Consider the following 14,142-nt stretch of genomic DNA (forward strand, 5'->3'; position numbering starts at 1 on the left):
GCAGGCGTTATCTCATTATTTTAGCAACAGTATTCATCATCTGACGCCAGTACAAGATGCAAACCAAATATATTTTCCCATCCAGATAAGAATGGCACAAAAAAGCCCCGGTTCTGCGGGGCTATCAGGCACGGTCAGCAGGGACATTTACCCAGTTTACCTGGCTGGCTGGGGAAGCGGGCGTCCAGGCAGTAACGGTGGAAATCACGCTCATTCATCGGCAGCTGATCGGGATGATGCAGTCGCATATGCTGCAGATAGCGTTGATAATCCTGCACTCCGACCATTAAACGAAAGCACTGTTGCAAGCCGCGCCAGAATCCCCGCCAGCTAAATGGCCGGGGCTGCGAGGAGGGTGCCAGGTCACAGCGGATAATCTGCCATTCTCCCTGCGGACGGTGGGCCTGATGAACAGCATTAAACATGACGTACCTCCTTGTTGCGCAGCGCCACAGCCGACTCATGCGTGGTAGGAAGATCACTGCGCAGCGCCCGTCGAATGACAAAGAACGCGGAGATCAGCATCGTTATCGCGACCAGCATAAAGAAGGCGCACAGCGCTGCGTTTATCTGATTACTAAAGACGATAGTCTGCATATCTGCCACGCTTTTTGCCGGGGCGATGATCATGCCTTCATCCAGCCCTTTGCGGAACTTACTGGCCTGCGCCAGGAAACCGATTGACGGTTTTTCATGGAAGATTTTCTGCCAGCCTGCGGTCATCGAGGTGATAAACAGCCAGACGGTGGGCAGGATTGTCACCCAGGCGTAACGCTGTTTTTTCATTTTGAACAGCACCACGGTGCCGAGGATCAGCGCCATTGACGCCAGCATCTGGTTACCGATACCAAACAGGGGCCACAGGGTGTTAATCCCACCCAGCGGATCGACCACGCCCTGATAGACAAAAAAGCCCCAACCCGCGACCGCGACGGTGGTGCCCGCCATATTGCCCAGCCACGAGCGGTTATTCGCCATAGAGGGCACTACGGTTCCCACCAGATCCTGCACCATAAAACGGCAGGCGCGGGTACCGGCATCGACCGCCGTCAGGATGAACAGCGCTTCAAACAGAATGGCGAAGTGGTACCAGAACGCCATCATCGCCCGGCTGCTAAAGATTTCAGTAATGATGTGGGCCATCCCTACTGCGAAGGTTGGCGCGCCGCCTGCACGCGACAGAATCGAGCCTTCACCCACATCACGGGCGATGCCGCTCAGCATTTCTGGCGTGACGACAAAGCCCCAACTGTTGATCACCTGAGAGGCACTTTCAACGGTAGTGCCAATCAGCGCCGCGGGTGAATTCATGGCAAAGTAGACGCCCGGATCCAGCACCGAGGCGCAAATCAGCGCCATGATCGCCACAAATGACTCCATCAGCATCGCGCCATAGCCAATAAAGCGGATATGACTTTCCCGCTCAATCAGTTTTGGCGTCGTGCCGCTGGAGACCAGCGCATGGAAGCCGGAGATAGCACCGCAGGCAATGGTAATAAACAAGAACGGAAACATCGCGCCGGAAAAGACCGGTCCGGTGCCGTCGATGAATTTAGTCACTGCCGGCATTTTCATCTCCGGCATGGCGAAAACGATGCCGACTGCCAGACCGACAATCACGCCGATTTTCAGAAAGGTTGACAGGTAGTCACGCGGAGCCAGCAGCAACCAGACCGGCAGGACTGAGGCAATAAAACCATAGATCACCAGCACCCAGGTCAATGAAGTGCCTTTCAGGGTAAAGAAGGGGCCCCAGTAAGGATGAAGGGCTACGTCACCGCCATAGATAATCGCTGCCATCATCAGCACAAAGCCAATCAGTGAAACTTCCGCGATTTTGCCTGGCCGGATAAAGCGCATGTAGACGCCCATAAACAGCGCAATAGGAATGGTGGCCGCGAGGGTAAACAGACCCCAGGGACTGTTCGCCAGCGCTTTCACCACCACCAGCGCCAGTGCCGACAAGATAATGATCATCACGCCCAGGGCACCGAGCATGGTCACCACACCGGCAAACGCGCCCAGCTCCTGCCGCGCCATCTCGCCCAACGAGCGACCATCACGGCGGGTGGAGATAAACAGGATCAGGAAATCCTGTACCGCACCCGCCAGCATCACCCCGACCAGAATCCAGAGGGTGCCCGGCAGAAAGCCCATCTGCGCCGCCAGAATCGGTCCGACCAACGGGCCGGCACCCGCAATGGCCGCGAAGTGGTGGCCAAACAGCACCCATTTGTTGGTCGGGACATAATCAAGCCCGTCGCCCAGTCGTTCGGCTGGCGTCATCCGGCGATCGTCCAGTTCGAAAATATTGCGGGCGATAAACAGGCTGTAGAAGCGATAAGCGATGCTGTAACAGGCGACAGCGGCTATTACCAGCCAGACTGCGTTGACGTGTTCGCCGCGGCTGAGGGCCAGCATGGCGAAAGCGCCTGCGCCGATTAACGCCACCACTAACCAGATCGCACTGGTTTTGACGTTTTTCATGACTAACTCCTTGTAGAGACCGAGGGAAGGCGATCGAAAACAACGAGTTAAACTTAATGTAATGGAATGTAAGTGAAAGTTAATCAGTGGAGAAGTGTGAAGCGGGGTACAAATTTAACTTTTTTGCAACGCGCGCGAGGCGGGTACGGGCGGGATAACTGATGTTATCCCGCCAAATTGACTGCTCAGAAAACCTGTGCTCAGACGGCGGGACGCGCCACGACGCTGCGGGTTTCCATGCGGACTTCGGCGATGGTGACATCAATCACATCGGTCACCCGGTAAACCACTTCGCCTTTGATCTGTACGCTGCCATTTTCCTGGCTGCAGACCAGCTCATCACGCACCGCGTGAATGAAGGGAGCCGGGATAAAGGCGACCGCGCCAAACTCCAGCAAGCGGACACGCATGCCACCGCGCGATACGTCGATAATTTCGGCACTGAAGCGACGGTCGGTGGCCGCAAACGGCGTCAGATAACGGGCGTAGAGCCAGTCGCCAACATCCCGTTCTGCCATCCGGTTCAGGCGGCGGCGCTCACTCATCGTCACCGTCAGCGCATCATCCGGACGGGCGATCGGTTCACCACGAATAATCGCTTTCAGCAGACGATGGTTGATCATGTCGCCAAACTTACGAATCGGTGAAGTCCAGGTGGCGTAGGCTTCCAGGCCCAGGCCAAAGTGCGGGCCAGGCTCGGTAGTGATCTCCGCAAAGGTCTGGAAACGACGGATCCGGCTGTCGAGGAACTGGGTCGGCTGGGCATCCAGCTCACGGCGCAGCACGCGGAAACCTTCCAGCGTAGTGATCGCCTGCGCATCTACCGTAATACCGTGGTTGGCCAGCACAGCGGCAGCCTGTTCAGCATTGGTGGTATCGAAACCGGCATGGACGTTGTAGATACCAAAGCCGAGGCGGTCACGCAGCACTTTTGCGGCGCAGACGTTCGCCAGAATCATTGATTCTTCGACGATGCGGTTAGCGATGCGGCGGGGTTCAGCCACAATCTCCAGCACTTCACCTTTCTCACCCAGCAGGAAGCGGTAATCAGGACGATCTTTAAACACCAGCGCGTGGGTCTGACGCCACTCGCCGCGCGCCAGGCAGAGGCGATGCAGCAGGCGAATCTGTTCAGCAATCGCCTCGCTTTCTGGCTGCCATGCGCCGGTGTTTTCCAGCCAGTCAGAGACGTCGTCATAAGCCAGCTTGGCTTTGGATTCGATCCAGGCAGCAAAGAACTCGACATCATCACCTAAGCTGCCATCGGCGGCTACGGTCACGCGGCAGACCAGCGCCGGACGGCGCACATTCGGACGCAGTGAGCAGACATCATCAGAGAGTTCGCGCGGCAGCATCGGGATGTTAAAGCCCGGCAGGTAGTTAGTAAACGCACGCTGCGCCGCCACTTTATCGAGCTGACTGCCTTCCGGAACATAGGCGGTAGGATCGGCGATAGCGATGGTCAAACGCACGGCGCCATCGTTCTGCGCTTCCGCAAACAGCGCATCATCCATATCCTGGGTGCTGGCGCTGTCGATAGTGACGAAATCCAGTGCGGTCAGATCTTCACGCGTCAGATTTTCATCCTGCATCTCGCCAAAGCTGACATCGGGCGCTTCACGCTCCAGGTTATGACGCGACAGCGTCACCCACCACGGCGCCAGATGGTCATCAGCTTTGACAATAAAATCGGTGAGTTCGGCATAAAAGCCGCGATCGCCTTTCAACGGATGGCGACGCATTTCCGCCACTGCCCAGTCGCCATTCTCAAATTTATGGCTGACATCGCGCGCAGGGCGACACGGGATGGCCTCTTTAAGCAGGGGATGATCCGGCACAATCGACAGACGATCGTCTTTCTTCTGCACCCGGCCTACAAAGCGGCTCAGGAACGGCTCAACCAGGGTTTCCGGCTCAGCGCTTTCGCGATCTTTATCGCTGTGGATCACGGCAACGATACGATCGCCATGCATCACTTTCTTCATCTGCGGTGGCGGGATAAAGTAACTTTTTTGCGCATCGACTTCCAGAAAGCCGAAGCCTTTTTCGGTGCCTTTAACAACGCCTTCAGCACGTGGTGTTTGTGAATGGAGTTTCTCTTTAAGCTGCGCGAGCAGCGGGTTATCCTGGAACATAATTTTTACGCTTCGTGGCCTGATTGCGGCTGACAGTTTTACGCGAATCGCCGCCGCGCGGCAAGGCAAAAAGCCGGGCGAACCGGCTTTTTAAGGGGAGCGGAAGGGCGGTCAGGCGATGCGCTTATCGGCCAGCGCCTCAGAGAGTTCCAGCTTCACCGGCACTGATTTAGAGGTCGGTGTACCACTGTCATCACCAAAGCTGTTCAGCGGTACCAGCGGGTTGGTTTCCGGGTAATAGGCCGCCAGATTACCGCGCGGAATATTATAGGGAACCAGTTTAAATCCGCTGACGCGACGGGTAATGCCATCATTCCACAGCGTTTCGATATCGACATTCTGACCTTCGGTGAAGCCGAGGTCTGCCATATCATCCGGGTTGATGAACACCACTTCACGCTGACCAAACACGCCACGGTAACGGTCATCGAGGCCATAAATCGTGGTGTTGTACTGGTCGTGTGAACGCAGCGTCTGCAGGGTAAATGGCACGTCCTGATCAAGATGAGGGAACAGTGACGTCGGCAGCGCTGACGCATTAAACTCCGCTTTCTGGCTCGGAGTAGTAAAGCGCAATTCCGCTGCCGCATTGCCCAGATAGAAACCGCCAGGGATATCGCATTTCGCGTTGAAGTCGGCAAAGCCCGGAATCGTCGCGGCGATGTGCTCACGGATCAGGTTGTAATCGCCTGCCAGCTCGCGCCATTTCACTTTTTCATCACCCAGCACCGCCTGGGCGATACCGGCGACAATCGCGGTTTCAGAACGCTGCGTCTCCGCCAGCGGAATACCGATCCCTTCAGAGGCGTGAACCATGCTGAAAGAGTCTTCCACGGTAATAAACTGGTTGCCGGTTGCCTGCAGATCGCGCTCGGTGCGACCCAGCGTCGGTAGAATCAGCCCTTCGTGACCCGGCACCAGATGGCTGCGGTTCAGTTTGGTGCTGATATGCACGGTCAGACCACAGCGTGATAACGCCTCTTCGGTGCGCGGTGAATCGGGCGCGGCCGCCGCAAGGTTGCCACCCAGTGCAATCAGCACTTTGACTTCATCACGCAGCATGGCGTTAAGCGCTTCAACCGTGTTGTGACCCGGCGCACGCGGTGGCTCGAAATTGAAATGATCACCCAGCGCATCCAGGAATGCTTTAGCCGGTTTCTCATCAATGCCCATGGTGCGGTTGCCCTGCACGTTGCTGTGACCGCGAACCGGGCAGAGGCCTGCGCCTTTCTTGCCCAACTGACCAAATAGCAGTTGCAGGTTGGTGATCTCACGCACCGTATCCACCGAGTGCTTGTGCTGAGTGATGCCCATTGCCCAGGTGCAGATCACCCGGTCAGCGCTCTGGTAGATGGCCGCGGCTTCGCGGATCTGTGCCTGAGTCAAGCCCGACTGCGCCACAATCTGCAACCAGCTGGTGTTATCCACGGCATCGAGGTAGACCTCAATGCCCTGGGTTTTGGCATTGATAAACGTCTGATCAAACAGGCCACTTTCACCAGCCGCCAGCCGCGCACGGTGGGTTTCCAGCAGAGATTTCACCATGCCGCGCACCGCCGCCATATCACCGCCCAGGTTTGGCTGGTAGTAGGAGGAACTGATGTTGCCCGCTTTGGACGTCACCACTTCCAGTGGTTTTTGCGGATCGGCAAATCGTTCCAGACCGCGCTCGCGCAGGGTGTTAAAGGTGACGATTTTCGCACCGTGGTCAGCGGCATGACGCAGGCTGTGCAGCATACGCGGATGGTTAGTGCCAGGATTCTGACCGAAAACAAAGATCGCATCTGCGTGGTCGAAATCATCCAGACGAATGGTGCCTTTACCAACGCCAATGCTGCGCTTCAGACCGGTGCCGCTGGCTTCATGGCACATATTGGAGCAGTCTGGGAAGTTATTAGTGCCCATCAGACGGCCAAACAGCTGATAGAGCCAGGAGGCTTCATTGCTGGCGCGACCAGAGGTGTAGAGCTCCATCTGGTTCGGATGGTCCATCGCCTTGATATGCTGCGCGATTAGCGCAAACGCCTCATCCCAGCTGATAGGCTCATAGTGGTCAGTTTCCGCGTTGTAGCGCAGCGGGTGAGTCAGACGCCCCTGATACTCCAGGAAATAGTCACTCTGGGTATAGAGCGTGGTCACGCTGTGGCGGGCGAAAAAGTCAGTGTCGACCATCCGGCGCGTCGCTTCCCAGGTCACCGCTTTGGCGCCGTTTTCGCAGAAACTAAACGTACTTTTATTGTCATCACCCCAGGCGCAGCCCGGACAGTCAAAACCGCGTGCTTTGTTCATGCGCATCAGGTTGCGCATATTTTTCAGGGCCGCTTTGCTGTCAAGAACGAAACGCGTGGTGGCTTCCAGTGAACCCCAGCCGCCCGCAGCCGCGCGATAGGGTTTGATTTGGCGTTTAAATTTCATATTGAGTGCAGGCTTTTTATAGTAGGCGTTATTGTTTGGCGTTTGTTATCAGGTTTTAACCTGATGGTGAAAGGAAGTTTGCAGTTATCCTCACACCTTGTCTAATTGATTGACTTAATAGTGCAATAGCTGGCGTTTATCGCGCCTCAGCCAGAAATGTGATGCTGGTCAGATTTTACTCGCTTTTAACCAGCTGATAACGGGAGTTCTCCTCACAACAGGCTAATACTTGCTGTTCACGTCCAGAGAGGGCACGATTCTATGAAACAGCTGACCAGCCAGATCCATGCATTTGGCAAAGCGTTGATGATGCCAATCTCGGTCATTGCTGCTGCAGGTATTTTTCTTGGGCTGGCGGCGGCGATGCAGAACCCGGCGGTAACCGGCGATGCCTTTGCGCAAATGCAGGTGCCGCAATTAATCATTGGTTTTATTCGCAAGGTCGCAGGGGCGCTGTTTGCTAATCTGCCGGTCTTATTTGCCGTGGCGACTGCCATCGGATTGGCCAAAGCGGAAAAACCCACTGCTGCCTTTGCCGCGGTAATTGGCTACATCGTAATGAACGTCGGCATCAGCGCTATCCTGGCGGCCAAAGGGATCACGGCCACCACGACCACACCGGTAGCTCTGCAGCAGGCGGGAATGGATCAGACCACTGCTATGATGACCTCGGCTGAATATATCAATATGCTGGGTGTCTTTACCTACAACATGAGCGTGCTGGGCGGGGTGATTGCCGGGCTGGTAACGGTGGCGCTGCACAATCGCTTTTATACGCAGCAACTCCCCATGGCGATCAGCTTCTTTGGCGGACGGCGTTTTGTGCCGATCGTGACCGTAGTCTGTCTGCCGCTGATTGGGGTGTTGCTGGCGCTGGTCTGGCCGACCATTGGCGACGGTATCGCCTGGATTGGACAGATGATTGGTAAAAGCGGCCAGTATGGGGCTTTCCTGCTGGGGGCTTTTGAGCGCATCCTGATCCCCACTGGCCTGCATCACATCCTCAACGAAACGGTACGCTTTACGCCCATTGGCGGCATAGCGGTGGTCGATGGTCAGACTGTTGTCGGCGCGCTGAACATCTTCAACGCGTCGCTGACCCATCCGGGAACCATCCCGGATGAGACGCTGCGCACCGCCACGCAGTTTCTGGCGCAGGGCAAGATTCCGGTCATGATGTTCGGTCTGCCCGCCGCGGCGCTGGCGATTTATCACACCGCCCGACCCGAACATAAACAGCGGGTCAAAGCGCTGGTCATGGCGGGTGCGCTGACCTCCTTTACCACCGGCATTACCGAACCGCTGGAGTTCTGTTTTATCTTCGTCTCGCCCGTACTCTATCTGCTGCACGCTTTTCTCACCGGCCTGTCGTTTATGTTGATGTCAATGCTGCATCTGATGATTGGCAACGTGCAGGGCGGTGTTATCGACCTGGTGGTATTTGGCATGCTGGGCGGGGCCAAAACTCACTGGTGGTGGACGCTGGCACTGGGCGTGATCTATGCACCGATCTACTACTACGCTTTCCGGCTGGTGATCACCCGGATGAATGTAGAAACGCCGGGTCGGGAATCGGAGGATGAGAAACCGCAACAGGTCGCTGCGGATGAGCGGACCCAGGTCATTATTAGCGGGCTGGGTGGGCAGCCCAACATCGAAGATGTCGATTGCTGCTTTACCCGGTTGCGGGTGCGCGTCAAAGCGATGAATCAGGTGGTCGATCAGACGCTGATGAGCACCGGTGCCAACGGGATTAATCGCGTCAGCGAGCACGACATTCAGGTAATCTACGGCCCGCAGGTTGAGAAGATCGCCAACGAGGTGAAAAGGGCGCTGGGGGTCGCCTAGCAGCAGTGTGGTTCAGGTTCCCTCACTACCGTTAACCGTCCGATACCTCTGGGCGATTAACGGCAGTTTCCTGTAGGATTCAGCCTGCTGCTCTACCGCTTATTGTAACTGAAAAGTTCAGCGCCTAATGGGCCGCACGTTTCTGCCGATAAAGCGACTACTACCCTTGTTTTTGGAACACCGCGATGTTGTTAAAAAAATCCAACCTGATTATCTTCACCTTCCCCCTGATGCTGATTCTATGCAGCACAGAGTCCTGGGGGGGGCGGTGCCGAGCATAGCGCGTCAGAGAAGGGTGCGTTTTAAGCGCCTTGTGGCTTAGGGTTAATCAGCGGATTATAAGGTTTTGCAATGAAGATGGGGTGGTCATGCTAATCAGCACGGAAAGTGCCCGCAGCAACAGCGCTGATACCCGACTGGCCTGCACGCTTGCCGCTGCCGCAGGGGCGCTGAATACCGCAGCATTTGAGATCGTCGGTTTTTTTTCAGCCAACATGACCGGAAATGTCTCGCTGTTGTCAGATCATCTGGCAAAAGCGAATCTGGCGCCTGGACTGTTTTTTCTGTCGATTGTCATTCTTTTTATCGCGGGCTCGATTTTTTCAACGCTGACCATTAATGCCGGGCACCGCAGGAATATCCGTACCATTTATGCATTTGTCATCCTGACTGAGGGCGCAGCGCTAATTGGACTGGGGGTGATTGAGAATCATTTTCCGCCGCTGTCGCCCGGCGTGGTGCTAATCATGAGTCTGAGCTTTTTGATGGGGCTGCAAAATGCGGTGGTGACGCGAATCTCCAATGCCCGCGTTCGCACCACCCATATCTCCGGTACGGCGACAGATATCGGTATTGAACTGGCGATGCTGTTTGAAATAGTGCGGCGCAAAATGTCACCGAAAGAAGCTCCGCTCTATCTAAGCCGGCTGCGACTGCACTGTCTGACGTTGTTATCTTTCCTGGCAGGGGGGATTGCCGGAATCGGGCTTTACAGGTTACTTAGCTACGATTTCCTGTTGCCAGTTGGGTTCGCGTTAATCTGCCTGGCGCTGAATGCTATATTCGCTAAGCCCATAAAACCAGAGGATGCAATGAATTAATGTCGCCCTACCTTCTCCTGCTTAAATCAGGGCTATGCGTAGCCCTGATTTAAGCATTCCGCCTGCGAAAATGAACCCTGCTGTTAAAACATCAAAGCCAGCGCAGGGTAACATTCAGCTTTATACTCTGGTTGATCACTGTCAGTGAGACAGTGACGCGAACAGCCTTCAACCTGCTGATGGATAATTAAAATCGACATTAAACAACTCATTTATTTGTGTAACCTGGAACGTGAACGCCATTTCGGGCGAGCCGCGGAAGCCAGTTTTGTTACACAGCCGACACTCTCCATGCGCCTGAAAAATCTGGAGCGCGAACTCGGTCTGTCGCTGATTAACCGCAGCAATAACTTTGCCGGATTTACGCCAGAGGGCGATCGCGTGCTGGCGTGGGCGCGTGAAATCGTATCGGTCTATCAGGGGCTAAAGCTGGAAGTCGAATCGCTGAAACATGGGGTAAACGGCACGCTACGGGTGGGCGTGGTGCCGCAATGCAGCATGGCACTGCCGCTACTGCTGAAAGCGGTGCAGGCGCGTTATCCCCAGCTCGACTATCGGATTGCGGTACTCAGTGCTGACCAGTTGCTGGAAGCGCTCAACAGCCACACCGTCGATGTCGGGATCGGTTTCTTCGAGATAGCGAGCCTGAGGGAACTCCATTTTCAGACCGAAATACTGGCAGACCGGGGCGTGGAAGCCGTATTCCATCCCGGCCATTTCCCTGAGCTGGTGGGCGACACCCCGCTGACCCTTGATGAAGTGGCACAACAGCCGCTCTGCCTGGCAGAACCAACGCGCTATTTCCGGCGCTACCTCGATATGGCTTTTCGCGAGGCGGCGCTGTTGCCTCGGGTGATCGTGGAGAGCGCCTCTGTTATGCAGCTGATGCAGTGCGCACAGGTCGGACTGGGTCTGCTGGTGTCGCCGGTTGGCCATCTGCTGCCCGCGTCATTACAGGGGCTGCAGCAGCGTGCCATTACGCTGCCGCCGATGGCACGCCAGGCGGCGCTGGTGATAGCGGAACCTGTCCGAGCCACACCGCTGGCACAACACTTTTTTGATGAAGCTCGCGGTTTGCTGCCGGTATAGACCGGCTACTGCGCCTCGCCCAGTGCGTAAAACAGGCGGCTGTTCCAGTTACCTATTGCGACACTCTGAATCAGTGCGAACAGCGCATCAGCCTCCCATCCCGTCTCCATCAGCGGTTGCAGATGGGCCGCGCTGAAACGTTCAGGCGAACGGGTCAGCTGCGCCGCCAGTGCAATAATCTGCTGCTCTTCACCTTCAGATCCTGCGTCATCCACACTATCAATTAAGATTTTATTCCCGGCCAGCAGCCTGAATGCCCAGCGGCTGCCCAGGAGTCGGCTGGCGGTCGCCTCGGCCAGTGTGTTGTCCTGAATGAGATGCTGACGCAGTTGCGCCCAACCATAAAGTGCCGAAGGATCGTGTGCCAGCAGCCATACCGCTTCCTGCATCCCTGGCAGAGACTGACAGCGGGTAATTGCAGCGAGTTGCTCAGCACTGGCATAACGCAACTCCAGCGGCTTCAGCACCGGCTGCCAGCAGGCTGGCTGGTCAAAACCCGTGGCCTCAGCATCGGGTGGTGCGGTGCTGCCGGGCAGCCAGCGTACCGGCTGCGCCTGCAGCGCCTGCAATCCGGCGACGACCCGCGCCTGATAACTGACAAAGCCGATCAGCTGATTCAGCGTCACAATATCGGGTTCGGTCAGGCCAACTGCATCCAGGGCGGTGATCGCACTGGCGTTGATCAGCTCAGGCTGCATCGCCAGCTGGCGTGCATACTGCGTAATCTGGGTCAGGCGATTATTACTCTCACGCGAGGAGTCAGGTCCGGGCAACGGATTAAGGCGGGCAGAGTAGTGATTACACAACCGCTGCACACCCGTCACCTGGGCCACGGTCAGCGCGGTGCTGAGGCGATCGTAAAGCGTTAAGGTGTGGGTGAGCGACGTCACCACGCGATCGGGAAACAGCCGCTGTGCCAGATCGCGTGCTGCCAGCAGGGCGGGCTGATGGGTACGCAGCAGTGACTGCATCCTGGCGTTATCGGTGTGGCATCCCAGTAAAAAACGGTCATCAATAAGGGCGGCCTCTGGCACGAGCGGCGCGGCCTGAGAAGTTCGTGGACTGGTCTGGCTCTCGTAAAACCAGTGGTTATGGCCCGGAAAGCGGCGTTGTTCCATGATCAATCCTTTTGCAAAATCGGGTTCGGCATGCAGGCGACAGAATCTTAAAATGTGCATAAACCGAAGGGCAGGCTTATCGTCGCTGATGGCCAGTCCGGGGCAAAAGATTGATCGGTGATAATTAATAGCGTTACGGTATAACGGCAACAAAATCAGGCAGGAAGAGCCAGGCGGGGGAAAGAGAAGGGCGAGGCAGGCTCGCCCTTGCAGAACTTATTTCAGTTCCAGTTCGTTCATTGCGGCGATGCTGAAGCCACCATCAACGTGTACCACTTCACCGGTGATGCCGCCAGCCAGGTCAGAGCAGAGGAATGCGGCGGAGTTACCGACATCTTCGATGGTTACGGTGCGGCGAATCGGGGTAACCGCTTCGCAATGAGCCAGCATCTTACGGAAATCTTTGATGCCTGATGCGGCCAGGGTACGGATTGGACCGGCAGAAACGGCGTTAACACGCACGCCTTCCGGGCCCATGGCATTTGCCATGTAACGTACGTTTGCTTCCAGCGACGCTTTTGCCAGACCCATCACGTTGTAGTTCGGGATTGCGCGCTCAGCACCCAGGTAAGAGAGGGTCAGCAGTGCAGAGTGGGGATTCAGCATTTCGCGGCACTCTTTGGCCATCGCGACGAAGCTGTAAGCGCTGATGTCATGCGCGATTTTAAAGCCTTCACGCGTAACCGCGTTTACGTAGTCGCCAACCAGCTGCTCGCCGGGAGCGAAACCGATAGAGTGAACAAAACCGTCAAATTTCGGCCAGGTTTTTGCCAGTTCAGTGAACAGAGATTTGATGCTCTCATCTTCGGCTACGTCACATGGCAGCACGATGTCTGAACCCAAATCTTTGGCAAACTCTTCCACACGACCTTTTAACTTGTCGTTCTGGTAGGTGAAAGCCAGTTCGGCGCCCTGTTTGTGCATCGCCTGTGCAATACCGTAGGCGATGGAAAGTTTACTGGCAACGCCAGTAATCAGAATGCGCTTACCGGAAAGAAAACCCATAGCTGTAATCCTTATGGTCATGGTAGTTGGCGGCCGCAGGGTTAAATAGTAAGCGACCGACGTTAATCGACGTGCGGATTCTAGCACGTCTCTCATAAATCAGGTAAATCGGCCCGCAATTTCCGCGATATGCAGCAAAAATCAGCGCTCGCGCCGCCAGGCTTCGGCACTCAACGCTTCGCCAAAGTGGCTGCTGATCAGCCGCCGGGTCAGATCGTGCAGCGGGGAGGCCAGCACATCCGCGGTACCGCCACGCTCGACCACTTCACCCTGATGCATCACCAGCACTTTATCGCTGATGTGCTTCATCATTCCTAAATGCTGGGTAACATAAATGTAAGCGATCCCGTGTTTCTCCTGCAGCTCCAGCATCAGATTTACCAGCTGGGACCGCATCGTCATATCCAGCGAGGCCAGCGCTTCATCGGCCACAATCACTTTGGGTTGCAGGATCAACGCGCGGGCCAGACCCAGACGCTGCTTCTGACCGGGTGCCAGCATGTGCGGATAGTAGCCGGCGTGATCGCGCAGTAATCCCACCTGACGCAGGGTGGCGATAATGCGTTTTTCGCGATCCTCCGCGTTGAGATCGGTATTGAGCCGCAGCGGGAACTCCAGGATCTGACTGATGCGCTGACGGGGGTTTAGTGAGGTTGAGGGATCCTGGAAAATCATGCGGATGCGCTGACTGCGATAGCCATAATCCCCGAAGGTCAGCGGATGATCGTCAATCAGAATCTCACCTTCAGTGGGCGCGACCATACCGCTCAGCATCTTCGCCAGCGTTGACTTGCCGGAGCCATTTTCGCCGATAATCGCCAGCGTCTGTTTCTCACGCAGGGTAAAGCTCACCGACTTAACCGCCTCAACGTGCTGACGGCGGAACAGGCCCGTGCGATAGCGAAAGGTTTTACTCAGATTGCGCACTTCCAGCAGGGTCTCCAC

Annotated in this window: 10 protein-coding genes; 3 read left to right on the forward strand and 7 right to left on the reverse strand. The window is 56.1% G+C overall.

Annotated elements, in window-relative coordinates; translation table 11 throughout:
- Positions 1–134 precede the first annotated feature (134 nt).
- The 4 genes from WFO64_RS14675 to WFO64_RS14690 form a co-directional block, all read right to left on the reverse strand.
- Entirely contained in the window at positions 135–425 is a 291-nt protein-coding gene (locus tag WFO64_RS14675; RefSeq protein ID WP_337012835.1) for a YbdD/YjiX family protein, read from the reverse strand.
- Positions 418–2,487: a carbon starvation CstA family protein gene (locus WFO64_RS14680; protein WP_337012836.1), complete on the reverse strand. Its 2,070-nt coding sequence runs from the start codon at positions 2,485–2,487 to the stop codon at positions 418–420. The genes WFO64_RS14675 and WFO64_RS14680 overlap by 8 nt, the downstream gene beginning before the upstream one ends.
- A gap of 200 nt (positions 2,488–2,687) precedes the next feature.
- Positions 2,688–4,622, reverse strand: coding sequence for an exoribonuclease II (locus tag WFO64_RS14685; RefSeq protein ID WP_337012837.1), 1,935 nt, complete (start codon positions 4,620–4,622; stop codon positions 2,688–2,690).
- Positions 4,623–4,733: 111 nt separating this feature from the next.
- Positions 4,734–7,037, reverse strand: coding sequence for an FdhF/YdeP family oxidoreductase (locus WFO64_RS14690; protein WP_337012838.1), 2,304 nt, complete (start codon positions 7,035–7,037; stop codon positions 4,734–4,736).
- A gap of 261 nt (positions 7,038–7,298) precedes the next feature.
- Here WFO64_RS14690 and WFO64_RS14695 point away from each other — a divergent pair, with 261 nt between their 5' ends.
- The 3 genes from WFO64_RS14695 to WFO64_RS14705 all read left to right on the forward strand — a co-directional run bounded on the left by WFO64_RS14695 (position 7,299) and on the right by WFO64_RS14705 (position 11,074).
- Entirely contained in the window at positions 7,299–8,885 is a 1,587-nt protein-coding gene (locus WFO64_RS14695; protein ID WP_337012839.1) for a PTS transporter subunit EIIC, read from the forward strand.
- Between the two features lie 368 nt (positions 8,886–9,253).
- Complete coding sequence (locus WFO64_RS14700) at positions 9,254–9,985, forward strand: YoaK family protein (RefSeq protein ID WP_337012840.1); 732 nt, start codon at positions 9,254–9,256, stop codon at positions 9,983–9,985.
- A 192-nt stretch (positions 9,986–10,177) separates the two neighbouring features.
- Positions 10,178–11,074, forward strand: coding sequence for a LysR family transcriptional regulator (locus WFO64_RS14705; RefSeq protein ID WP_337012871.1), 897 nt, complete (start codon positions 10,178–10,180; stop codon positions 11,072–11,074).
- Positions 11,075–11,079: 5 nt separating this feature from the next.
- On the opposite strand, the gene WFO64_RS14710 is transcribed toward WFO64_RS14705, so the two are convergent.
- The 3 genes from WFO64_RS14710 to sapF all read right to left on the reverse strand — a co-directional run bounded on the left by WFO64_RS14710 (position 11,080) and on the right by sapF (position 14,142).
- On the reverse strand, positions 11,080–12,192 hold the full coding sequence (locus tag WFO64_RS14710; protein ID WP_337012841.1) for a CMD domain-containing protein: 1,113 nt from the start codon (positions 12,190–12,192) through the stop codon (positions 11,080–11,082).
- Between the two features lie 216 nt (positions 12,193–12,408).
- A complete protein-coding gene (fabI, locus tag WFO64_RS14715) occupies positions 12,409–13,197 on the reverse strand; it encodes an enoyl-ACP reductase FabI (protein ID WP_010244547.1) in 789 nt (262 codons plus the stop codon).
- A gap of 141 nt (positions 13,198–13,338) precedes the next feature.
- Positions 13,339–14,142, reverse strand: coding sequence for a putrescine export ABC transporter ATP-binding protein SapF (gene sapF, locus WFO64_RS14720; RefSeq protein ID WP_337012842.1), 804 nt, complete (start codon positions 14,140–14,142; stop codon positions 13,339–13,341).

It is taken from the genome of Pantoea sp. AS142 (genome assembly GCF_037152305.1).
In the GTDB taxonomy this organism is placed as follows: Bacteria; Pseudomonadota; Gammaproteobacteria; order Enterobacterales; family Enterobacteriaceae; genus Pantoea.